21 protein-coding genes and 1 pseudogene are annotated in these 21,087 nt (G+C 64.7%); 15 read left to right on the forward strand and 7 right to left on the reverse strand.

The window, feature by feature from the left end; all coding sequences use genetic code 11:
- Nucleotides 1–15 precede the first annotated feature (15 nt).
- On the reverse strand, nt 16–1,092 hold the full coding sequence (locus tag AC4FWB_RS14290) for an ABC transporter ATP-binding protein (protein WP_491026747.1): 1,077 nt from the start codon (nt 1,090–1,092) through the stop codon (nt 16–18).
- A 476-nt stretch (nt 1,093–1,568) separates the two neighbouring features.
- Complete coding sequence (locus tag AC4FWB_RS14295) at nt 1,569–2,168, reverse strand: DUF922 domain-containing Zn-dependent protease (protein ID WP_491026748.1); 600 nt, start codon at nt 2,166–2,168, stop codon at nt 1,569–1,571.
- Nucleotides 2,169–2,332: 164 nt separating this feature from the next.
- On the opposite strand from AC4FWB_RS14295, the gene AC4FWB_RS14300 reads away from it, so the two are divergent.
- Nucleotides 2,333–2,548: a hypothetical protein gene (locus tag AC4FWB_RS14300; RefSeq protein WP_491026749.1), complete on the forward strand. Its 216-nt coding sequence runs from the start codon at nt 2,333–2,335 to the stop codon at nt 2,546–2,548.
- Between the two features lie 85 nt (nt 2,549–2,633).
- Nucleotides 2,634–3,578, forward strand: a pseudogene (locus AC4FWB_RS14305) (flavin-containing monooxygenase); the annotation flags it as partial.
- Nucleotides 3,579–3,800: 222 nt separating this feature from the next.
- Here the strand turns inward: AC4FWB_RS14305 and AC4FWB_RS14310 are convergent.
- A complete protein-coding gene (locus AC4FWB_RS14310; RefSeq protein WP_491026750.1) occupies nt 3,801–4,334 on the reverse strand; it encodes an Hsp20/alpha crystallin family protein in 534 nt (177 codons plus the stop codon).
- Nucleotides 4,335–4,653: 319 nt separating this feature from the next.
- Between AC4FWB_RS14310 and AC4FWB_RS14315 the strand changes: the two genes are divergently transcribed.
- From AC4FWB_RS14315 to AC4FWB_RS14325, 3 genes are all read left to right on the forward strand, one after another.
- Nucleotides 4,654–4,872 (forward strand): hypothetical protein, encoded by a 219-nt coding sequence (locus AC4FWB_RS14315; protein ID WP_491026751.1) that lies wholly within the window; start codon nt 4,654–4,656, stop codon nt 4,870–4,872.
- A 62-nt stretch (nt 4,873–4,934) separates the two neighbouring features.
- The gene (locus AC4FWB_RS14320; RefSeq protein WP_491026753.1) at nt 4,935–5,564 is read left to right on the forward strand and encodes a glutathione S-transferase family protein; all 630 of its coding nucleotides are present in this window, start codon (nt 4,935–4,937) and stop codon (nt 5,562–5,564) included.
- A gap of 117 nt (nt 5,565–5,681) precedes the next feature.
- Nucleotides 5,682–5,909, forward strand: a complete 228-nt coding sequence (locus AC4FWB_RS14325; protein WP_491026754.1) for a hypothetical protein — start codon at nt 5,682–5,684, stop codon at nt 5,907–5,909.
- A gap of 177 nt (nt 5,910–6,086) precedes the next feature.
- Here the strand turns inward: AC4FWB_RS14325 and AC4FWB_RS14330 are convergent, their stop codons facing one another.
- Both AC4FWB_RS14330 and AC4FWB_RS14335 read right to left on the reverse strand, forming a co-directional pair.
- Nucleotides 6,087–7,094 carry an aldo/keto reductase gene (locus AC4FWB_RS14330; RefSeq protein ID WP_491026755.1) on the reverse strand — a complete coding sequence of 336 codons (1,008 nt, stop codon included), beginning with the start codon at nt 7,092–7,094 and terminating at the stop codon, nt 6,087–6,089.
- Between the two features lie 68 nt (nt 7,095–7,162).
- Nucleotides 7,163–7,660 carry a GNAT family N-acetyltransferase gene (locus AC4FWB_RS14335; RefSeq protein ID WP_491026756.1) on the reverse strand — a complete coding sequence of 166 codons (498 nt, stop codon included), beginning with the start codon at nt 7,658–7,660 and terminating at the stop codon, nt 7,163–7,165.
- 319 nt (nt 7,661–7,979) lie between these two features.
- Here AC4FWB_RS14335 and groL point away from each other — a divergent pair, with 319 nt between their 5' ends.
- The 8 genes from groL (at nt 7,980) to AC4FWB_RS14375 (ending at nt 18,393) form a co-directional block, all read left to right on the forward strand.
- Nucleotides 7,980–9,602: a chaperonin GroEL gene (gene groL / locus AC4FWB_RS14340; protein ID WP_491026757.1), complete on the forward strand. Its 1,623-nt coding sequence runs from the start codon at nt 7,980–7,982 to the stop codon at nt 9,600–9,602.
- A gap of 183 nt (nt 9,603–9,785) precedes the next feature.
- Nucleotides 9,786–10,010 carry a hypothetical protein gene (locus AC4FWB_RS14345; protein ID WP_491026758.1) on the forward strand — a complete coding sequence of 75 codons (225 nt, stop codon included), beginning with the start codon at nt 9,786–9,788 and terminating at the stop codon, nt 10,008–10,010.
- Between the two features lie 123 nt (nt 10,011–10,133).
- A complete protein-coding gene (gene ligD, locus AC4FWB_RS14350; RefSeq protein WP_491026759.1) occupies nt 10,134–12,635 on the forward strand; it encodes a DNA ligase D in 2,502 nt (833 codons plus the stop codon).
- A gap of 373 nt (nt 12,636–13,008) precedes the next feature.
- Nucleotides 13,009–13,920: a non-homologous end joining protein Ku gene (gene ku, locus AC4FWB_RS14355; RefSeq protein WP_491026760.1), complete on the forward strand. Its 912-nt coding sequence runs from the start codon at nt 13,009–13,011 to the stop codon at nt 13,918–13,920.
- Nucleotides 13,921–13,931: 11 nt separating this feature from the next.
- Complete coding sequence (locus tag AC4FWB_RS14360) at nt 13,932–15,035, forward strand: tetratricopeptide repeat protein (protein WP_491026762.1); 1,104 nt, start codon at nt 13,932–13,934, stop codon at nt 15,033–15,035.
- Between the two features lie 232 nt (nt 15,036–15,267).
- Nucleotides 15,268–15,921 (forward strand): alpha/beta hydrolase family protein, encoded by a 654-nt coding sequence (locus tag AC4FWB_RS14365; RefSeq protein WP_491026763.1) that lies wholly within the window; start codon nt 15,268–15,270, stop codon nt 15,919–15,921.
- A gap of 167 nt (nt 15,922–16,088) precedes the next feature.
- Nucleotides 16,089–16,865: an exodeoxyribonuclease III gene (locus AC4FWB_RS14370; protein WP_491026764.1), complete on the forward strand. Its 777-nt coding sequence runs from the start codon at nt 16,089–16,091 to the stop codon at nt 16,863–16,865.
- A 349-nt stretch (nt 16,866–17,214) separates the two neighbouring features.
- Nucleotides 17,215–18,393 (forward strand): hypothetical protein, encoded by a 1,179-nt coding sequence (locus AC4FWB_RS14375; RefSeq protein WP_491026766.1) that lies wholly within the window; start codon nt 17,215–17,217, stop codon nt 18,391–18,393.
- A gap of 139 nt (nt 18,394–18,532) precedes the next feature.
- Here AC4FWB_RS14375 and AC4FWB_RS14380 read toward each other — a convergent pair whose 3' ends face one another.
- Together AC4FWB_RS14380 and AC4FWB_RS14385 are read right to left on the reverse strand one after the other, a co-directional pair.
- Complete coding sequence (locus AC4FWB_RS14380) at nt 18,533–18,646, reverse strand: putative RiPP precursor (protein WP_491026767.1); 114 nt, start codon at nt 18,644–18,646, stop codon at nt 18,533–18,535.
- Nucleotides 18,647–18,923: 277 nt separating this feature from the next.
- A complete protein-coding gene (locus AC4FWB_RS14385; protein WP_491026768.1) occupies nt 18,924–19,013 on the reverse strand; it encodes a putative RiPP precursor in 90 nt (29 codons plus the stop codon).
- 336 nt (nt 19,014–19,349) lie between these two features.
- Here AC4FWB_RS14385 and AC4FWB_RS14390 point away from each other — a divergent pair, with 336 nt between their 5' ends.
- Nucleotides 19,350–20,609, forward strand: coding sequence for a WD40 repeat domain-containing protein (locus AC4FWB_RS14390; protein WP_491026769.1), 1,260 nt, complete (start codon nt 19,350–19,352; stop codon nt 20,607–20,609).
- Nucleotides 20,513–20,941: a WD40 repeat domain-containing protein gene (locus AC4FWB_RS14395; RefSeq protein ID WP_491026771.1), complete on the forward strand. Its 429-nt coding sequence runs from the start codon at nt 20,513–20,515 to the stop codon at nt 20,939–20,941. Before AC4FWB_RS14390 ends, AC4FWB_RS14395 begins: the two co-directional genes overlap by 97 nt.
- The last annotated feature ends 146 nt before the right edge of the window (nt 20,942–21,087 follow it).

Consider the following 21,087-nt stretch of genomic DNA (forward strand, 5'->3'; position numbering starts at 1 on the left):
TCCTCGTTGCTTGGTCTATCGCGCCGCTTCGATCCGCTGGCCTGTTTCGCCGTGGAACAGATGGATAGGGCCAGGCTCGACCGACAGCCGAATGGTTTCTCCCGGCGCGAAGGAATGGCGCTCGCGGAAATTGGCGACGATATCCTCGCCGCCGGCTGTCCGGCCGATGATCTGCACTTCCGAGCCGGTCGGCTCGATCACCACCACCGTGACCGGAATGCCGTCCTCGGCCAGCCGCAGATGCTCTGGCCGCACGCCAAGGACGATGGCTTCGCCGCTGCCGATCGAGGGTGGTTTCGGCAAAGGCATGGAAACGCCTCCCGCGCCCCGGAAGGACGGCGCGCCATCGTTGGCGAATGTGCCCTTGAGCAAGTTCATGGCGGGCGAGCCGATGAAGCTCGCGACGAAAAGGTTGTTCGGCCGGTCGTAGAGCTCGAGCGGCGGTCCGATCTGCTCGACGACGCCGTCATGCATGACGACGATCTTGTCGGCCATGGTCATGGCCTCGATCTGGTCGTGGGTGACATAGACCGTCGTGGTCTTCAGCCGCTGGTGCAGTTCCTTGATCTCGGCGCGCATCTGAACCCTGAGTTTGGCGTCGAGATTTGAGAGCGGCTCGTCGAACAGGAACACCGCGGGATTGCGCACGATCGCGCGGCCCATGGCGACGCGCTGGCGCTGGCCGCCGGAAAGCTGGCGCGGATAGCGCGACAAAAGCGGCACCAGCCCGAGAATCTCGGCCGCCCGCTTGACGCCGGCATCGCTTTCCGCTTTCGGGACACCCTTGAGCATGAGCGAGAACGCCATGTTCTCGGCAACGGTCATGTGCGGGTAGAGCGCGTAGTTCTGGAAGACCATGGCCACGTCGCGCTCCTTTGGCGCAACGTCGTTGACGATCCGGCTGCCGATCGAGATATGGCCGCGCGAGATTTTTTCCAGCCCGGCGATCATCCGAAGAAGCGTCGACTTCCCGCAGCCCGAGGGCCCGACCAGCGTGACGAACTCGCCGTCTTCTATGTCGACGCTGACGCCATGCAGGATCTGGGTGGCTCCGAACGATTTGTAGACATCGCCAATCGCGACAGACGCCATCGAATTCCTCCCGATGGTCCCTGCGAAGTCTCGCTGGGAGCCGTTTCTACTCAGGCGTGGTTGAAACGGATGCCGGCAAGCATCCACCACTGGCGTCGGCGACGTCTGCCCCAGCTCCCCCCCGGGTCACGCGACTGTGAAACGGTAGCGCTACCAAATCCGCCTGTAAAGCGGTCCTCATGCGGTTCTTCTCTGCTCATCAGGACAGATGATCGAAGCTCGCGCGGACGCGAAGTCGAACCGGCCGAAGCGGGGCTTTTGCCAGTGAATGGTTCAAGTAGCTGACGACATTATATTAGTTATTACTAATGTAGAAGTCTTCAACCTAGCCGGGAAAGTCTGACTGCTGCTCGTTCCGGCAGCGGCGGGATTGACGCCGCCCATCGAGGGTGTCGCCATCGCTGGGCTGGTGCTTCCACTATGGCTCGCTCGCCGCAGCGGGCAGGGGGGCCTGCAAGGCTTACTGCCTGGCCGTCTCACCCGCCGATCAAAAACGCCGCGATCAGCTTCTGCAGATTGCCGCCCGGCCCGAACTCGACCTTGTCGAAGTCGCGGCTGGCTAGGCGCTGGGCCTTGGAAAGCTGGTCGAGATAGTTCGTCAGCTCCGCTCTGACCTTCGTGCAGCCGGGGTCGTCGGCGATGGTGAGGCCGACGCTGAAGGCGACGATCTTGTCCACCATGTCGACGATGCCGGCGCCATGCACCTTCTCATGCGCGGCGAGCCCAGCGGCAAACGCATCCCAGCGCGCCTGCACGGCGGGGGCAAGTTTTGCAGCGGGTTTTGGCAAAGTATAGGTGATGATGAGCTTTGGCCGCGCCGTCTTCAGCACGCAGGCGCCGCCCTGCGGTTGATAATCCCGCTGCCAGGTCAGCTTGAAGTTGGTGTGCGCGATGGCCCGCCGCTCATTGCCGGCCGAGTCCTTGCCGATCACCGGACCCTTTTCGCCGATCGAGATATAGAGCGCCTCCACCGTCTGGCCGGTGATGACATAGGTCGCAATTTTCTCGACCGGCTTCCAGTCGGCGAGAGCGGGTGTGGTGAGGAGCAGGGCGGTGAGGAGGAGGGCGAGCTTCATGGGGACTCGGTGGATTCCGGGCGAGGCCTCGTGCATAGCGGCTAACTGCGGTGGGCGCAAAGAGGGGTGCTGTCCCGCCAGCGCCCGACTTCGGTGCCCGCCCGGAACCCGCCCGGCCCGCTATCCGTTTCTATGCCATCGTCCCGACCCATGGGGAGGACAAGATGACCCGCAACGAGATCATTTCCGTGCTTGGTCCTGTCGACGAGGCCGTGATCGCCGACATCGCGCTCACCGGCGCCAGCCTCGCCGAACTGCGCGAGGCCTTCGCCTGGATCGGCGCGGACGAAGCGTTGATGAATGAAGGCCACGCGATGCCCGGCGCGCGCGTGGCGCGGCTGATCGAGATTTTGGAGCCGCCCGAAGACGAGCCGGAGTAACGCCGGCCCCATATCCCCCACAAGGGGGAGAAGCATAGGTGCTTCTCCCTACTTGCTCCTCCCACACCTCCCGGCATAGCCTGATATGGCCTTGGGGGAGGAGGCTACCTTGGACATCAATGTCGTCATTGTCGGCGCGGGACCGGCCGGTCTTGCCGTCGGCGCCTGCCTGAAACAGGCCGGGGTCGATTTCACCATCCTCGAAAAGGCCAGCGAGGTGGCGCCGGCCTGGCGGCGGCATTACCGGCGACTGCATCTGCACACGGTGAAGTCGTTTTCCTCGCTGCCCTTCGTGCCGTTCCCCAAAAGCCACCCTCGCTACGTCCCGCGCGAAAAGGTGGTCGCCTATCTGGACGCCTATGCCCAGCGCTTCGGCCTGAAGCCGCGCTTCGGCGTGACGGTGACATCGATCCGCCGCGACGGCGGAAAATTCCTGGTCGAAACCGATGCTGGCGAGATCCGCGCGAAGAAAGTCGTGATCGCCACCGGTAACAATGCCGAGCCGATCGTGCCGGCCTTCCCCGGCATCGAGGCGTTCAAGGGGGAGGTGCTGCACAGCGCCGCCTACACCGAGGCTGCGCCCTATGTCGGCAGACAAGTGCTGGTCATCGGCATGGGCAACACGGGCGCCGAGATCGCGCTCGACCTTGCCGAAAGCGGCGCCTTTCCGGTGATCTCGGTGCGCAAGGGCGTCCACATCGTGCCGCGCCAGCTCTTCGGCGTGCCGATCCAGATGGTCGGCATCGCCAGCCGGCCGATGCCGCAGGCGCTGAACGACTGGATGTTCCCAAAAATCCTCGACCTCGCGCTGGGCAAGCTGGAGAAATACGGCATCGTGCGGCCGAAGGACGGCATCCTCAGACAGATCGACGCCGGCCGCATTCCGGTGATCGACGTCGGCACGGTGGCGGCGATCAAGGCCGGCCGGATCGGCATTGCGCCGGATATCGTAAGCTTCACCGTGGACGGCGCGCGGTTCACCGACGGGCGGGAGCAAAAATTCGACGCCGTGATCCTCGCCACCGGCTATCGGCCGGGCTTTGACGGCTTCCTGCCGGCGGAACTCAGGCCGCAGAGGAGCGGCGTGAATGCCCGCGCCTCCGAACTTGGCCTCTATCTCGTCGGTTTCCACAACCCGGTCACCGGCCTGCTGCGCGAGATCGGCATCGAGGCGAGGGTTGTGGCCGCTGATATCAAGAAGCGGGATGAAAGTGCGCCCCCTTCCCCACAAGGGGGAAGGAGTGCCAGGCCCTCAATGCTTCGCGCTGCTAGGCTTGCCTTCATTGACGGCGATGCGCTTGGCCCTGGTCTGGGCGCGCTTGGTCTTGGGCAGCGTTACGGTGAGCACGCCGTTGCGGAAGCTGGCGTGGACCTTGTCTTCCTCGACTTCGTAGCCGAGCGGGATGCGCCGCTCGAAACGGCCATAGAAGCGTTCGGAGAATTGCTTGCCCTTTTCCTCGGTCTCGGCGCGCTTCTCGCCGCGCAGCGTCAGCACGCCGTCGTCGAGCAGCACCTCGATGTCCTTTTCCTCCATGCCGGGAATCTCGGCGGTCACGTGGATGTCCGTGTCGCTGTCGGAGATTTCCACACTTGGCCAGGCTTGCCCGGCATAGGCCCCGCTAAATGACGGCATGCGCGTTTCGAAGCCACGCATGGCGTCGTCGAACAGGCGGTTCATTTCCCGATGCAGCATCATGAAGGGGTCGCCCCCACGATGGAGATCGCGATAAATGTCGGAGAGCTGGCTGCTCTCCCGGCCCCAGGGAATGAGATCACGGATTGCCATTGCATTTCCTCCTCATCAGGTCGCGTCAAGATGTCGTCGAATGTCCCGGCCTGGGATCGTGTGACTCTCAAGTCGAACCGCGCCGTCGCATCGGGTCCGTTACCCAATGGCCAGCAAATCGTGGCCAGCAAGCCGCGGCCGGCAAACCGGCGGCGTTGCCGATCCCCTGAGGCGACCGGCAAGTGTCGATCTGGAGGCTGTCTGACCAAAGTCAAGACCCACATTCTGTCTGCCGGTAGATTTGATCATTGAATTGGGATGCCGGCCGCATGCCGGGGCTCGTTGTCGTTCAAAGGCCCGCCCTTGCATGGGGGCAGCCATGACACGCGAGGACATCACTTCAGTGCTGGGCCTGGTGGACGGGGCAGTCATCGCCGCCATCGCGCTGACCGGCGTTAGCCTTGGCGAACTGCGCGAAGCGTTCGCCTGGATCGGCGTCGACGAGGCGCTGGTCAATGAAGGCCGCCGCTTGCCGAGCGCGCGGGTCGCGAGGCTGATCGAGATCTTGGAGCCTCCACGGCAGCGGATCGCCGCATAAATCGGGTGGCGCCGGTCCATGCTCTATGCGAAGCCATCCGTCTGAACGAGAGGGGATCCATCATGCTTACGCTCTACGATTACCGGCCGTCGCAAAACGCCTGGAAGGTGCGCGTTCTGCTCGGGTTGCTCGGCATCGCTTACGAAACCCGGCAAGTGTCGATCTTCGAAGGCGAGAGCCACACGGAAGAGTTTCTCAAGCTCAATCCGGCGGGCGCCGTTCCGGTGCTCGGCCTGGAAGACGGCGAGGCGATCGCCGAGTCCAACGCGATCCTCGTCTACCTCGCCGAGGGCTCGCCCTATCTGCCGGCGGACCGCTACCTCCGCGCCAAGGTCATGCAGTGGCTGTTCTTCGAGCAGTATCATGTCGAGCCGGTCATCGGCTCGCTGCGCTTCTGGACGCTGACCGGGCGGCTGGAGCGCAACAAGGCGCTTGCTCCCGCCAAGCGCGAAGCGGGCGCCCGCGCGCTCGCAGCACTTGAGCGCAGTCTGCAAGACGCGCCCTTCCTCGTCGGCGGCTCTCTCACCATCGCCGACATCGCCGTCTATGCCTACAGCCACCGCGCCGAGGATTGCGGCTTTTCGCTTGCCGATTATCCGGCGGTCAGCGCCTGGATCGATCGGGTGAGCGAGACGATCGGCCCGGGCTACCCGGTGCATCCTTATAGCATCGACCCGCATTCGGGCGCCTGAACTGCCGGAACAGAAGGGGCGAGCAAGGCGTTTGCCCAAAGCAGGGTGCCGGCGCCACTCGGCGCTCGGCGGGTTCCGCCCTGCTTTCCAGTGACGCATGCAATGGAGGCCAGGAAAATGCTTCGCGCCCTCGCCATCGCAACCCTCGTCGCCGGTTTCGCCTGCCTCCCCGCCATGGCGGCCGAAGAATACTGGGTCGCCAGGGATGCCGTCTCGAAGCAGTGCGAAATCGTGCCAAAGAAGCCGGACGGAACCTTGGTCATCGATCTCGGCAAGAAGAAATACGCCAGCGAGGGAGAGGCCAGGAAGGCCATGGAGGCGATGGCGGATTGTAAGAAGAAGTAGGGGCTGCCGATCTCCCCCCTTGAGGGGGAGATGTCGCCGAAGGCGACAGAGGGGGTCGCCGCGCATGAAGCGCCAACTTCTTCCTCGTTTCGACAGGGCGCCGGCGCTCAATGTGAGACGACCCCCTCTGTCCGCTTCGCGGCCATCTCCCCCTCGAGGGGGGAGACTGGCTGGCGCTTACCGGTCCACCATCGACATCGTCCGCTCACTATACCGTGGCCCAGACACCTTGTCGGCCGTCAGCGCCATGTCGAGGCCCAGCATCTCGGTGGCGTCGAGCTTGATGTCCGCCGCCGCGACATTTTCTTCGAGATAAGTCCGCCGCTTGGTGCCGGGGATCGGCACGATGTCGATGCCGAATTCCGGCCCCTTGGCGATGAGCCAGGCGATCGCCACCTGGCCGGGCTTCACGCCCTTGGCGATGGCGATATCGCGCACCGTGGCGGCCGCGGCGACATTGGCGTCGAAATTCTCGCCTTGATAACGCGGATCGCCGCGCCGGAAATCGCCTTCCGGATACTCTTCGGCGCGTTTCACGTCGCCGGCGAGGAAGCCGCGGCCGAGCGGCGCGAACGGCACCAGGCCGATGCCCAATTCCTTGAGCGCCGGGATCACCTCGGGCTCCAGGTTGCGCTCCCAGAGCGAATATTCGCTCTGCAGCGCCGAGACCGGATGCACTTGATGCGCGCGGCGGATGTTGGCGATGCCCGCCTCCGACAGACCGAAGAAGCGCACCTTGCCCTCCGTCACCAGCTCGCCGACCGCGCCGGCGACATCCTCCATCGGCACATCGGGGTCGACGCGGTGCTGGTAGAGCAGGTCGATATGGTCGGTGGCAAGCCGCGTGAGTGAGGCCTCCACCACCTCGCGGATATGTTCGGGCCGGCTGTCGCGACCGGTGCCGTCCTGCTTGCCGTCGACGATGCGGAAGCCGAATTTTGTCGCGATCGTCACCTGCTCGCGCCGGCCCTTCAGCGCGCGGCCGAGCAGCTCCTCATTGATGAAGGGCCCGTAGACTTCGGCCGTATCGAGGAAGGTGCAGCCGAGCTCGATCGCCCGGTGGAGCGTTGCGATCGATTCCGCCTCGTCGGCCGGCCCGTAGGACTGGCTCATGCCCATGCAGCCGAGGCCGATCGAAGAGACGACGAGCCCCTGGCTGCCGAGTTTCTGTTTGCCCAGGCTCATCTGTCTGTCTCCGAAGGAAAATAAGCGCTCGCGAAATTATAGGGCCGGGACGAAGCACGTCCAGCGCCTCAGGCCATCGGCAGCAGCCGGCGCATGATCAGCGAGGCGTGGCCGCCGACCCCGTGCGCGGCGGGGCGGCGCTCGACCACCTCAAAACCGTGCTTGCGATAGAAGGCAACCGCCCGGTCGTTGCCCTCGATCACCTCCAGAGCGATGCTGGGGATGCCGGCATGGGCGGCGAGCACGGCATGCAGAAGGTCGACGGCAAGGCCCCTGCCGAATTCCTGCGGCTCGATATGCAGCCGGTCGAGCATGACGTCGCCGTTCTCGTCCATCGCCGCCATAGCATAGCCGGCGATGGAGCCGTCGGTCCGCTCGGCGACGAAGGACATCTTGTCGTCGTCTGCAAGTTCGGCCGCGAGCTTCTCGGGCGCATGCTTCTCGTCGGACAGCCTGGCCGTGGTGTCTTCGCCCATGATCGGCGCATAGGTCCGCCGCCAGGACTGGCCGAGCAGCTGGGAGACGGCGGCCAGGTCGTTCTTCGTCATCGCCCTGATCTGAACCATCGCTATCTCCCTTGCTCGCCAGCGGCGGCATAGCCTCTTGTGCCGCTTGCGCGAAGGCCTGGCAAGGCCGGCGGCCGGGTCTCTTTGAACGGGCTGACGAGGCGAAGTGTTCCGATGCTGCGGCGCACAAGTATCGACGGCGAGCGAGGGAGCCGCTGTCTCCGTTTCGCTATCCCGAATAACCTCATGATTACAGCGCGTTGGTATCAAGGCGGGCGCCCAAAAATTCCGGAACGGCGCCCTTGAAACCCCTTTGCGCCAGCCTAGTTGCGATAGGCGTGCGAGGTCTGGTTGCAGAGCCTCGCGGAGGGAGGGATCCATGGCTGCCAAGGAAGTGAAATTCCACACCGAGGCCCGAGACAAGATGCTGCGTGGCGTCGATATACTGGCCGACGCGGTGAAGGTGACGCTCGGCCCGAAAGGCCGCAACGTCGTCATCGACAGGTCGTTCGGCGCCCCGCGCATTACCAAGGACGGCGTGACGGTGGCGAAGGAAATCGAGCTGGTGGACAAGTTCGAGAACATGGGCGCGCAGATGGTGCGCGAGGTAGCCTCGAGGACCAGCGACATCGCCGGCGACGGAACCACCACCGCCACCGTGCTCGCGCAGACCATTGTGCGGGAAGGGGCGAAGGCCGTGGCCGCAGGCATGAACCCGATGGACCTGAAGCGTGGCATCGACCGCGCCGTCGAAGTGGTCGTCGCCGAGATCAAGGCCAATGCCCGCAAGGTGACCCGCAACGACGAAATCGCCCAGGTCGGCACTATATCGGCCAATGGCGATGCCGAGATCGGCCGCTTCCTGGCCGAGGCGATGCAGAAGGTCGGCAACGAAGGCGTCATCACCGTCGAGGAGGCCAAGACCGCCGTGACCGAGCTGGAAGTCGTCGAAGGCATGCAGTTCGACCGCGGCTACCTGTCGCCCTACTTCATCACCAACCAGGACAAGATGCGCGCCGAACTGGAGGACGCCTATCTTCTCATCCATGAGAAGAAGCTGTCCAACCTGCAGGCGCTGCTGCCGATCCTGGAGGCGGTGGTGCAGTCCACCAAGCCGCTGCTCATCATCGCCGAGGACGTCGAAGGCGAGGCTCTGGCCACGCTGGTGGTCAACAAGCTGCGCGGCGGCCTGAAGATCGCCGCCGTGAAGGCTCCGGGCTTCGGCGACCGCCGCAAGGCCATGCTGGAAGACATCGCCATCCTCACCGGCGGGCAGGTCATCTCGGAAGATCTCGGCATCAAGCTGGAGAACGTCATGCTCGACATGCTTGGGCGCGCCAGGCGGGTGATGGTCGAGAAAGAGGCCACCACCATCGTGGACGGCGCCGGCGGGAAGGAGGAGATCCAGGGCCGCGTCGCCCAGATCAAGCAGCAGATCGGGGAGACCACCTCGGACTATGACCGCGAGAAGCTGCAGGAGCGCCTGGCCAAGCTCGCTGGCGGCGTCGCGGTCATCCGCGTCGGCGGCTCGACCGAGGTCGAGGTCCGAGAGCGTAAGGATCGCGTCGACGACGCGCTGCACGCCACCCGCGCCGCGGTTGAGGAAGGCATCCTGCCGGGCGGCGGCGTGGCGCTGCTGAGAGCCGCAAAGGCGCTCGACGCTGCTGCGGTCGACAACCCCGACCAGAAGACCGGGATCGAGATCGTGCGCCGGGCGCTGGAAACGCCGGTGCGCCAGATCGCCGAGAACGCGGGCGCCGAAGGCTCGATTATCGTCGGCAGGTTGCGCGAGAACGGGCAGTTCTCTTTCGGCTGGAACGCCCAGACCGGCGACTACGGCGATCTCTACAGCCAAGGTGTTATCGATCCCGCCAAGGTGGTGCGCACCGCGTTGCAGGATGCCGCCTCCATCGCAGGGCTTCTGGTCACCACCGAGGCGATGGTGGCGGAAAAGCCGAAGAGTGAGGCCGCTCCAACAATGCCGCCCGGAATGAATTATTGAGGTGGCAACACCCGCTTCGCCATCCTCTGGTCAAGCCGTCGATGGCGAAGCTCAGCGGCGTTCGGAACTTGTCGACCGCGGCGGCGTCAGCGCCGTCGTCGCACCGAAATTGACTCGCCCGCCGCTCTCCGCCATCCTTATAGGCAGCCGCCATTTCAGTGGGAGCGTGCACAGAGTGAGGTCATGGCCAGTCCCGTCGCGAGAGAAAATTCCCGCCGCGCCGCGGTGAAGAAGGCGCTCGACCGCCACAAGGTCTATGTCACCGCGCAGAGCTTTTCCGGCGGCACGTACAGCGCCCGCGTGCTGGTCGACGGCGAGGCCTATTGGGTCGACGAGTTCCGGCTGAGCCAGCTCAGGCAGGGGTTGACGCCGGTCGAGCTCGAATTGACGCCGGCTGCTGACGATTGAGGGTGGCGCCTATTTCGTCGAGCCACTGCGCTACAAGACAATCCGAAATGCTGGCGGGACAGAGGGGGGTGTGACGGAACGCGGCGTTTGCCCTTGTTTGCCGCGCGCTCAGAACTTTAACCCATGCCAACCCCTGCCAAACTCAAACCCTACCGCGCCAAGCGCGAATTCAGCCGCACACCTGAGCCATCTGGCGGATTGGCAGGCGAGGGCGGCAACCGCTTCGTCGTGCACAAGCACCATGCCACCGCCGACCACTATGACCTTCGCCTCGAAGTCGGCGGCGTGCTGAAAAGCTGGGCGGTGCCGCGCGGCCCCTCGCTCAACCCGGCCGACAAGCGCCTCGCCGTCGAGACCGAGGATCATCCGATCGAATATATCGACTTCGAGGGCTTCATCCCCAAGGGCGAGTATGGCGGCGGGCCGATGATCGTCTGGGACACCGGCACCTGGGCGCCGATGGAGGATGTCGAAAAGAGCCTCAGGACCGGCGCCTTCAAGTTCCGGCTGGCCGGTCAAAAACTCAATGGCGGCTGGATGCTGACCCGGCTGAAGCCGAAGCCCGGCGAAGACGAGAACAAGAAGAACTGGCTGCTCTTCAAGGAGCGCGACCTTGCTTCCGACACCAGTCTCGACATTCTCGAGGCGCGGCCGGAAAGTGTGAAGTCGGGCCGCCGCATCGAGGAGCTGGTCGCCGAGAAGAAGCCGCAGCGCCTGCCGCCGAAACCGGGATCGCTGAAACCCGGCGCGCTGCCTGGCGCCGTCAGAGGCGACCCGCCGACCCGCATCGAGCCGCAGCTTGCCACGCAGGTGCCGAAACCGCCGGGCGGCGAGGGGCCGGCGGAGAACACGCGCGAGCTCTGGCTGCACGAGATCAAGTTCGATGGCTACCGCACCATGGCGCATGTGGTGGACGGAGAGGTGCGGCTGATCACCCGCGGCGGCATCGACTGGACCAAGCGCTATGGCGATCTTCCGCAGGCTTTCGCGCGTCTGCCGCTTAGCCAGGCGATCATCGACGGCGAGATCATGGTGCTCGACGACAAGGGCATCTCCCGCTTCGCGCTGCTGCAGGACGCGCTGGCCGAGGGCGCCGGCTCGAAATTGCATTTTTATGCCTTCGATCTTCTCCACCTCGATGGCTGGGATCTGCACAAGGTGCCGTTGCAGAAGCGCAAGGCGCTGCTTGCCGAACTGCTCGCCGGTCAGGCGCCGAACTCCGCCATCCAGTTCAGCGACCATGTCGAGGGCGATGGGCGGGGGCTCTACGATCAGGCGACGGAACTGGGGCTCGAAGGCGTCGTCTCAAAGCGCGCCGATGCCATCTACCAAAGCGGCCGCACCAAGAGCTGGACCAAGGTCAAGGCCTTGCAGAAAGGCGATTTCGTCATTGCCGGTTACACCGTCTCCGACCGTGCGGAAGGGCTTGCCGCTCTCGGCATGGCCGAGTTCGTCGATGGCGAATTGCATTATCGCGGCAAGGTCGGCACCGGCTTCGACGCGGAGATGGCGGCGGACCTGCTTGCAAGGCTGGAGCGATTGACCGCCGGCGCTACGCCGCCCGAAGGCGTGCCGCGCGAGATCATGCGCGAGATGCACTGGGTGAAGCCGCTGCTGTCGGCTCGCATCCACTATTCCAACCGCACCGCTGACAACGCCCTGCGCCACGGCGTCTTTCGCGGCTTGCGCGACGTCGGCGGGCTGACCACGCCGGTGCCGGTCAAGCGCAAGCGGCTGATCGCCGAATCCGACCTCGCCACCATCTGGGTGACCAATCCGGAACGGCGGCTGTTCGGCAAGACCGGTCCGACCAAGCTCGACATCGCCGTCTATTACGCGCTGGTCGGCGATTTCATGCTGCCGCACATCATCGGTCGCCCGGTGTCGCTGGTGCGCTGCCCGACGGGCAAGCCGCAGGACTGCTTCTTCCAGCGCCACGCCTTCACCGGCATGCCGCCTTCGGTGGCGGTGTTCGAGAGCACCAATTCGGAAGGCGAGACCAAGACCTATCTGTCGGTCGAGGACGCTAAGGGCTATCTGGCGCTGGCGCAATTCGGCGTCGTCGAGTTCCACACCTGGGGCACGCACCGGACGAAACTCGACAAGCCCGACCAGATCGTCTTCGACCTCGACCCGGGCGAGGGGATTTCGTGGCGCGAGGTGGTGGAGGCGGCCGTCCACATCAAGGCCGGGCTGGAAAGCCTCGGCCTGGTGCCGTTCGCCAAGACATCCGGCGGCAAGGGTATTCACATCACGGTCCCGGTGACGCGCAAGCAGAACTGGAAGAAACTGCACCAGGCTTCGAGCGCCATTTCCACTTTGCTCGCGGCTACCGCGCCCGACACCTTCACCACGACCATGGGCAAGGAAAACCGCAAGAAGCGCATCTTCATCGATTTCCATCGCAACGCCCGTGGACACACCTCTGCCGCCCCCTATTCGCTGCGCGCCCGCACCAACCTGCCGGCCTCGACGCCCGTGAGCTGGACCGACCTGGAGGCGATCGACGCGCCGGAGGACCTAAACTACGCCTCGCTGCCGGGATTGCTGGAGACGTCGGGGGATCCGTGGGCGGAGATAGATGAGATGGCGCGGGATTTGCCTGCGATGGAGAAGGCAGGATAGCGAGCGTCGCGTTCCTTCACGCCCCCCTCTGTCCTGCCGGACATCTCCCCCACGAGGGGGGAGATTGGATGTCGCATTGGCCTTCGCTAATCGCCAGCGCTGGTGGTGATGAGCCGGCGCCGAAGCTGCCAATCTCCCCCCAAGTGGGGGAGATGTCCGGCAGGACAGAGGGGGGCGCTGTCCCGCCAGCGTCTCAGCTTCCTCTCCATCGACGCTCGCTACAATTTGAACTATCCTCCCGGCGGCTCCGAAAACACTTCGCTAGGGTTTTGCTTATAAGGTTAGGGGTCGGTGTAGGATTTCCACAGCGCCAACCGTCCTTGAGCGGAGCGCTGCAACTAACTGTCAGTGCATGGCCGCGTAGGAGTTCATCATGGCGCCCAGGGCAAGTTGGAAAGGTTACCTCAAGCTCAGCCTCGTCAGCTGTCCGGTCCGGCTTTATCCGGCCACCAGCGCGAGCGAACGCATCTCGTTCAACCAGCTGCACAAGAAGACGCACAACCGCATCAACATGAAGCCGGTCGACCCCGAGCTCGGCCTTGTCGAGCGCTCCGACCTGGTCAAAGGCTATGAATACGAGGACAAGCAATACATCATCATCGATGATAGCGACCTCGACGCGGTCCGGATCGAATCCAACCACACCATGAACATCGAGGCTTTCGTCGATGAGAGCGAGGTCGATGTCATCTATCAGGACTCGCCCTATTATCTCGCGCCCGATGGGGCCATGGCCGAGGAGACCTTCGCGGTGCTGCGCGAGGCGATGCGCAAGTCCGGCAAGCTGGCGATCGCGCGCCTGGTTCTCTCCAGCCGCGAGCGCGTGGTGACGATCGGCGCGCGCGAGAACGGCATGTTCGTCTGCACCTTGAGGAATCCCAACGAAGTGCGCGGCACGACTGAATATTTCGGCAACATCCCTGCTGGCAAGCCGGACCCGGAAATGCTCGATCTCGCCCAGGCGCTGATCAAGCAGAAGGAAACCCATTTCGATCCGAAGAACTATGAGGATCGCTATGAAGTGGCGCTGATGGCGATGATCCGCGAGAAGCTGAAGGGCCACAAGCCGATCATTGCGGCGGCACCGGAGCGCGGCAACGTCATCAACCTGATGGATGCGCTGAAGGCCAGCCTGTCGCAGCAGGCGAAGCCTCCCGCCAAGTCGAAGAGCAAGGCCGACGAGGCGCCGGCGAAGCCCGCCAAGAAGGCGGCTGCTGGCGGCGGCGCGCCTGAGAACCCGCTGAAGGCGAATTTGCTGAAGGCCGTCGGCAAGAGCAAGAAGTGACCGGAGGGCCGGTGATCCTCCCCGGCGCTGTCTTCGGCGTCGTCGGCGCGCTGGCCGCCTTTCCGCACAGGCTTGCCGCACGCGAGGTCGAGCGCCGCCATGCAGAGCTGAGGCGCGGCGTCACCCGCCGCACCACCAATGTCGTGTTCGGACGCACGCTTCTTGCCAAGGCGGGAACGACGAAGACGGGCGATGCCGAGATCGAGCGCCGCGCGAAGTCCGAGCGCGACGCCGGCCGAGCGCTCATCAGCGAGAACGGCTTTTTGCGCCTGCTAGGGTTGATGAAGGCGCCGGAGGCGTCGTCGCTGTCCAGGCAATCGCTCATCGACCAGTCGCGGCTGGCCGGCGACGATCTCGATATGCTGTCGCTATTCGACGCCTTCGAGCATGACGGCGAACCCTATTCCTTCCGCGACCTGATTCTGGCCAGGAAATATGCCGGGCTGATCGCCAGCGGCGCCGCCTGGGGCGCCATCGCGCGTTCCGTCCACCGCTCCGGCCCGGTCGCCTCGCTCACCGCCAAGTCGCTCAATCTCGGCTCCCAGCACGGTCGGCCGGACGCGATCTATCTCGATGAGGGCAAGAGCGAGCTCGACGGGCAGTTGTTGTTCGATCTCGGCTCGCCGGAAGACGACACGCTTGAGGAATTGTTCGCCGAGGCGGAAGCCGCGGAAGAGGAGGGGCGCCACGACGACGCGGCCGCGCTCTATCAGCGCTGCCTGGCGATCGATCCCAAGGATGCGATTGCCGCCTTCAACCGCGCCAACTGCCTGTGCGGCGCCGGCCGCGTGGTGGAAGCCGCGCACGACTACGCCCGTGCGATCAAGCTCGATCCGGGTTTTGTCGAGGCCTGGTTCAACCTCGCCGGATTGATGAGCGACGAGGGCAAGGTCGCTTCGGCGCGGCGGCATCTGCAGAAGGCGATCGCGCTCGACAAGGCCTATGCCGACCCGGTGTTCAACCTCGCGCGACTGGAATTCGATGCGGGCAATCTGATCGAGGCGCGCCGGCTGTGGGCGCGGTATTTGGAGCTCGATGCGGAGTCGGAATGGGCGCGCACTGCGCAGAAGGGCATCCAGTTCGTCGATTTGCACATGGCTCGCACGGCGGGGTGAGGATGATTAGCGAAGGCCGAGATGACAGCCAATCTCCCCCCTTGTGGGGGAGATGTCCGGCAGGACAGAGGGGGGCGCTGTCCCGCCGACGGATCGATCCGTTTCGGACCGTCTCGTCCCGGAGAGATTTGACCGAAAGCTGGCGTTCCTTCGCGCCCCCCTCTGCCCTACCGGGCATCTCCCCCACAAGGGGGGAGATCAGCAGCGTCGGCGTCGCGCGAGATACCACCCCATGACCTATTTCCTCTTCGACGGCCCCGACACCGCGCCCGTCACCATCCTGCTCGCCCATGGCGCCGGCGCGCCGATGGATTCCGCCTCGATGGCCGCCACCGCAAAAGCACTCGCCGCGGCCGGCCTTCGCGTCGCGCGCTTCGAGTTCCACTACATGGCCGCGCGCCGCTACGGCCATCGCAAGCCGCCGCCGCGCGCCGAGACGGTGAACCCCGAATACATCAAGGCGATCGCCGATCTCAGGGCCAAGGGCGTGACCGGCAAGCTGATCATCGGCGGCAAGTCGATGGGCGGGCGCGTCGCCTCGATGGTCGCCGACGAGATGTTCGCCAAGGGCGAGATCGCGGGCCTGGTTTGTCTCGGCTATCCCTTCCATCCGCCCGGCAAGCCCGAGCAATTGAGAACAAAGCACCTCGCGGACTTGAAGACGCCGACGCTGATTTTTCAAGGCACGCGCGACGAGTTCGGCACGAAGGACGAGGTCGCGACCTACGGCCTTTCCGCGGCAATAGAGGTGATCTGGCTGGAAGACGGCGACCACGATCTGAAACCGCGCAAGGCGATTTCGGGGTTTTCGACGGGCGATCATCTGAAGACGGTGGCGGAGACGATTAAAGCCCGGATGGCGCAGCCATCGGCTTCGTCATCCTAGGGCGGAGCAAGGAGCGAAGCGACGCGCGCAGACCCTAGGATCCATGCCGTTATCTTCGAACGTTGCGACGGTGCTGAATTCTCGCCCGCCGCGTTCTTCGGCATGCGTCACGGCATGGATCGTCTGGTCAAGCCCGAGGACTACGAAGCGAGGGGCCACTTCGGCAAATGAAACTCGCCACCTTCAATATCAACAACATCAACAGCCGCCTCGAAAACCTCCTGGCCTGGCTCGCCCGCGCCAAGCCGGACGTCGTCTGCCTTCAGGAGCTGAAGGCGCGCGACACGCAGTTTCCGCTGACCCGGCTCGCCAAGGCTGGCTATGGCGCGGTGTGGAAGGGCGAGCCGACCTGGAACGGCGTCGCCATTCTGGCAAGGGGCGCCGAGCCGGTGCTGACACGCGACGAACTCCCGGGCGACGATGCCGACCGCCAGGCGCGCTACATCGAGGCGGCGGTCGATGGCGTTGTCATCGCCTGCCTCTACGCGCCCAACGGTAACCCGCAGCCGGGGCCGAAATTCACCTACAAGCTCACCTGGCATGAGCGCTTCGCGGCGCATGCGGAACAGTTGCTTGATACCGGGCTGCCGGTGGTGCTGGCCGGCGACTACAACATCGTGCCCGAGCCGCGAGATATCTACCAGACCCGCTCCTATGACGACAACGCGCTGGTGCAGCCTGAAAGCCGCGCCGCCTTCGCCGCGCTGATCGAGCAGGGCTGGACGGACGCGCTGCGAAAAGCCTTCCCGAGGGAGGAGAGGCTTTACACGTTCTGGGACTACCGCCGGAACCGCTGGCCGCGCGACGCGGGCCTCAGGCTCGACCACATTCTGCTGTCGAAGAAGCTGGCGCGAAAGCTGAAAGGGGCGGGGATCGATCGCGAGGTGCGAGGCCATGACAACGCCAGCGACCACGCGCCGGCGTGGGTGGAAGTGGCGACCTGACCTTCTCCCCCTTGTGGGAGAAGGTGGATCGGCGCGCAGCGCCGAGACGGATGAGGGGTGCTGGAAGGAATGAGACGTTGGTGATGTTGTCGCTTGCCGGGATAGCCTGGACGTATCTGCCAAGCTGGAACACCCCTCATCCGACCGAGCTTCGCTCGGCCACCTTCTCCCACAAGGGGAGAAGGTAAGGTCGGCGCTGTCCCGCCGGCATTTCAACTCAAGAGGGTCTTTCACTGACAATGACTTGCAGCGTGATTGTTCGGCGCTAGTCTGCTGAGAAAATTGGAAGGGGGACCGCAATTCATGCCTGTAGTCTTGGACATTGTTTCTCGCCCATCGCGCCGCCGCCGTGGCTGAGGCCCTCATCCTCTTCATTTCCGGTCTCGTCCTTGCCGGCGCCATCGCCCTTATCGCGCTCGCCTTGCGCTGGCGTCGCAAGCGCCGCAAGGCGCTGGGCAGCCCCAACCCGACGCGCGACTACGCGCCCCGCGCCGACTGGAGCGGCGGCCGTGGCGCGCTGAACTATTCTTCCTTCGTCTTCATGGATGTCGACGGCGACGGCAAGTTCGGCCTGGCCGACCGGCCGATCGCCGGCATCATGGTGCGGGCCTATGACGAGAAGGGCGCCTTTCTGGCCGCGGTGCGCACCAACAATGGCGGCTTTGCCAATTTCGTCATGTCGGCAAGAAAGCGCCGGGCCCGTTTGCGCGCGCCGGGAACTTACCGGTTTGTGGTTTCGGTGCCGCCGGGCTGGCGCGTCAGCACCGGCAACGAGGACCAGTCGCTCCGCCTGGTGGAACTGCCGGGATCACCCGCCGATCTCGTCGGCGAGGACCTGCCGAGGGCCGTCGGCCTTTCGCCGGCGCGCTTCCTGCGCGGCGGCGTGGCGACCGAGGCAACGCTGTCGCTGCTGGGCAAGGGCAGGGTCCTCGACACCAGACCGCTTGCGCCGGGGGCCTTCTGTTTCGATCTTCCGGCCGATGTCGACACTCTGGCGATTTCGGGGTCCGGCCTCGACCGGCGGCTGACACTCTCGGCCTATGCGACGGATCTCGGGCTTTTGCGGCCGGATGCGATCGCCAGTGAAGCAGTGCTCGAGACGATCGGCTTCAACGACGTGACCAGGCTTCCCTTCCAGAAGGTCTCTTCGGGCCACGGCGGCCTCGACTGGCGCAACCTCAATGCCTTGACGGGCCACTACGTCAAGGACAGCCACGGCTATGTCAACGGCAGCCCGTCACGCGGCTACGTGGCCTACACGAGCAGTGGCCATCAGGCCGAGTTCGGCAGCACCGAACCCTTCGGCTTCCATTCGGTGATGCTCACCGCCGCGTGGCTGGCTTCGGAAGGCGAGGTGGCGCGGGTCGAAAGCTGGCTGGGTGAAGAGTTGGTTGCCAGCGATGAGATCGTGCTGTCTGCGCTGGCGCCGGTCCATTACGCGCCGTTGCTCAAAGCCGTGACGCGTGTGCGGATTTCCACGAAGCACTACTGGCAGGCTGTGCTGGATGAGCTGGTGCTGGCGCAGTGAGAAAACCGGCCCGGCAGCCATGTGCGTTGACCGGGCCGGTTGCGATGCCGTGGAAAGATTTACTTGACCAGCGTCGGGGTCAAATAGGTCTTTTTGAATGACCTATGCTGCCGCGCCCGGGGCGCGTCGCCGGGAAGTCTTAGGCAGGCGCATTTCCGTTGGTCGGGCCGGAGACCGCAACGCTCGTAATCGCCGAAAGCTTGCCCTTCTTGACGAAGGTCGGCTTCTCATAGGTCTTCTTCAAGTCACGCATGCTGCTTACCCTCTTATGAAACACGCTGGGAGAGAGTCCTCAGCCAACGGGTCTGGAAACAGCAACACTCGTGATTGCCGAAAGCTTGCCTTTGCGAACAATGCTAGGCTTCTCGTAAGTCTTCTTCATGATCCAAACCCCTGATTGCCCTGCCGGTGGCTTATGCGGGACATCCCTCGTTGTCAATCGCGCCCGGTCGATCCGCCATGCCTGACGATCGCGGAATCGCTCAGCCCCGCGGAGGCTCACGCGAAAGCTGCCTGGCGTCCTGAAATCGTTAAGTCAGCGTGGATGGCGCCAGCTGCGCAGTAGCCGTCGAAAGCCGGCCCTTTTTCGCCAGGGAAGGCTTCTCGTAAATCTTCTTCATGCCAAGCTCTCCTGAAAATCCCCGCCGGATGATGTCATAAGGACCTTTCCTGTCAACCAAGCCGGCTAGTAGTTCAGTCTATTTCTTGGGAATGTGGCTTTCTGCTCACAGTGTCGGCTGCTCATCATGCGGAAGATGAAGAATCATGCGCGCCGGCGCCGGGATATCTGTCCGAGCAGCCCGAAATGCCGGCCGCGGTTGGATGGAAGAATGCGGGCCCCGCCAAAGCACATTTATCTTCCTTCCTGTGATGTCTTGCACTTAGCCTGGCAAGAAAGCTCGGCTAGGATGGCCGATGCGCCTTCCGCCGCCGGGCGGAGAGGGACGGGGGGATAGATGAAAAGATCGACCGACACGCTGCTGGCGCTGGCGATGCTCGTCGTCGGCTTTGCTTGCTTCGCCAAGCTCTATCTGGCCCTGGGCGGCAAGCCCTTGGCCACGACGAGCGCCGAGGTCTTCGGCACGGCTGGCGTGCTCTCGATTCTTGCCGGGCTTTTGTTCCTGGCCGGCCTGCTGCCAGCGACGGCAAAGCACGATCCTTCGGCGCCTCTCTTCGGCCGCGACGCCGAGATCGCACCGGCCGGGCGCCCCACGCTGCGCCGCATCGCGCTGGCCGTGCCGCTGCTTGCGCTGCTCGTCATCGTCGCCGACCAATTCGGCCCGTGGCGAGAAGCTGGCCGCGAACTGGTCGCCCCGGCTGCAACGAACGAGTCCAAGGAAGTCGCCACCACCCCCACACAACCGGCGCCGCCATCGGCCGAGCCGGCGCCAGCTCCGGCGCCAGAGCCGGCCGCGCCCGTGCACGAGGCCGCGAAGCCCATACCGCCTGCCGAGCCCATGCCAGCGCCCCTTACCCCGACACCGACGGCTGCTTCGCCGGCCGAGCCCGCCCCGCCGACACCTATCCAGCAGTCGACACAGCCGGCCACTCCGGCACAGCCCATCCAGCAGACAGCACTTGCGCCCGCAACGCCGCCGCAGACGCTGGCACCGCCTCCGCCATCGCCGCCGGCGCCACCGACAGCGCCGGAAGGGCACCGCGACGCCGTCGTCTGGCTGGCGGTGTCGGCCGACGGGCACGAGATCATGAGCGCCAGCACCGACCGCGTGATCAAACTCTGGGACATCGACGGCAAGCGGCTGATCCGCGACCTCGGCGTCCACAAGGACATGGCGCGCAGCGCGCTCTTCATGCCCGACGGCAAGACGGCACTGACCGCCGGCGACGACGGCGAGATCGTCTTGCGCCAGTTGTCCGACGGCGCGGTGCTGCACGTCTTCTCCTCAGGCCAGAACGGCGGCGTCAGGCAACTGAAGATCAGCCCGGACGGCAAGCGCGCTGTCAGCGGTCACGACACCGGCTCCGTCATCGTCTGGGACCTGGAGAAGGGCGCCGCCCTGCATGTGCTGCCCGGCCACGACTGGGCCGTAAGCTCCGTCGCAATCTCGCCCGACGGCACAAGAGCGCTGACGGGCAGCATCGACGGCGAGTTGAAGCTGTGGACATCGTTTCGGGCAAGCAACTGCGCAGCTGGCACGGCCACGACCGCGGCGCCTATGGCGCGGTCTACCTGGCCGACGGCCGTCATGCGGTGACAGGCAGCGGCGACTACACGATCAAGCTCTGGGACCTCGACAGCTTCAAGGAAGTACGCCGCTTCAACGGCCATTCCGGCACCGTCTACGCGCTGGCGCTGTCAGCCGACGGCAAGCAGCTGGGCTCGGTCTCGCTCGACGGCACGGCGCGGATATGGAACATGGACACGGGCGCCGAGATCGCCGAATTCGACCCCGGCACCGGCCCGATGTATTCGGTCGCCTTCGCCGCCGACGGCACGCTCATCACCGGCGGCATCGACCGCACCATCCGCAACTGGCCAGCGGCTGGAGGCGATGGCGTGGTGCTGTTCGCGGGGGCGCCGGAGTAGAAGCCCGATCCCCTCACAGCGGATATTCCAGAACAGCGCGGATTGCGCTAGTGATTACTGGGGATCGTAGATGGGGTTGGCGCGCGTGAGCAGTGAAGACTTGCCGCTTGAAATGCACACAACTGTGCCGAGCTGGCCTCCGCCAC

Source organism: Mesorhizobium sp. LEGMi-168a, assembly GCF_058312955.1.

Bases quoted from the DNA above. Each gene is read 5' to 3' on its own strand.
- AC4FWB_RS14290 (WP_491026747.1), bottom strand. From the start codon at position 1,092: ATGGCGTCTGTCGCGATTGGCGATGTCTACAAATCGTTCGGAGCCACC.
- AC4FWB_RS14295 (WP_491026748.1), bottom strand. From the start codon at position 2,168: ATGAAGCTCGCCCTCCTCCTCACCGCCCTGCTCCTCACCACACCCGCT.
- AC4FWB_RS14300 (WP_491026749.1), top strand. From the start codon at position 2,333: ATGACCCGCAACGAGATCATTTCCGTGCTTGGTCCTGTCGACGAGGCC.
- AC4FWB_RS14310 (WP_491026750.1), bottom strand. From the start codon at position 4,334: ATGGCAATCCGTGATCTCATTCCCTGGGGCCGGGAGAGCAGCCAGCTC.
- AC4FWB_RS14315 (WP_491026751.1), top strand. From the start codon at position 4,654: ATGACACGCGAGGACATCACTTCAGTGCTGGGCCTGGTGGACGGGGCA.
- AC4FWB_RS14320 (WP_491026753.1), top strand. From the start codon at position 4,935: ATGCTTACGCTCTACGATTACCGGCCGTCGCAAAACGCCTGGAAGGTG.
- AC4FWB_RS14325 (WP_491026754.1), top strand. From the start codon at position 5,682: ATGCTTCGCGCCCTCGCCATCGCAACCCTCGTCGCCGGTTTCGCCTGC.
- AC4FWB_RS14330 (WP_491026755.1), bottom strand. From the start codon at position 7,094: ATGAGCCTGGGCAAACAGAAACTCGGCAGCCAGGGGCTCGTCGTCTCT.
- AC4FWB_RS14335 (WP_491026756.1), bottom strand. From the start codon at position 7,660: ATGGTTCAGATCAGGGCGATGACGAAGAACGACCTGGCCGCCGTCTCC.
- groL (WP_491026757.1), top strand. From the start codon at position 7,980: ATGGCTGCCAAGGAAGTGAAATTCCACACCGAGGCCCGAGACAAGATG.
- AC4FWB_RS14345 (WP_491026758.1), top strand. From the start codon at position 9,786: ATGGCCAGTCCCGTCGCGAGAGAAAATTCCCGCCGCGCCGCGGTGAAG.
- ligD (WP_491026759.1), top strand. From the start codon at position 10,134: ATGCCAACCCCTGCCAAACTCAAACCCTACCGCGCCAAGCGCGAATTC.
- ku (WP_491026760.1), top strand. From the start codon at position 13,009: ATGGCGCCCAGGGCAAGTTGGAAAGGTTACCTCAAGCTCAGCCTCGTC.
- AC4FWB_RS14365 (WP_491026763.1), top strand. From the start codon at position 15,268: ATGACCTATTTCCTCTTCGACGGCCCCGACACCGCGCCCGTCACCATC.
- AC4FWB_RS14370 (WP_491026764.1), top strand. From the start codon at position 16,089: ATGAAACTCGCCACCTTCAATATCAACAACATCAACAGCCGCCTCGAA.
- AC4FWB_RS14380 (WP_491026767.1), bottom strand. From the start codon at position 18,646: ATGCGTGACTTGAAGAAGACCTATGAGAAGCCGACCTTCGTCAAGAAG.
- AC4FWB_RS14385 (WP_491026768.1), bottom strand. From the start codon at position 19,013: ATGAAGAAGATTTACGAGAAGCCTTCCCTGGCGAAAAAGGGCCGGCTT.
- AC4FWB_RS14390 (WP_491026769.1), top strand. From the start codon at position 19,350: ATGAAAAGATCGACCGACACGCTGCTGGCGCTGGCGATGCTCGTCGTC.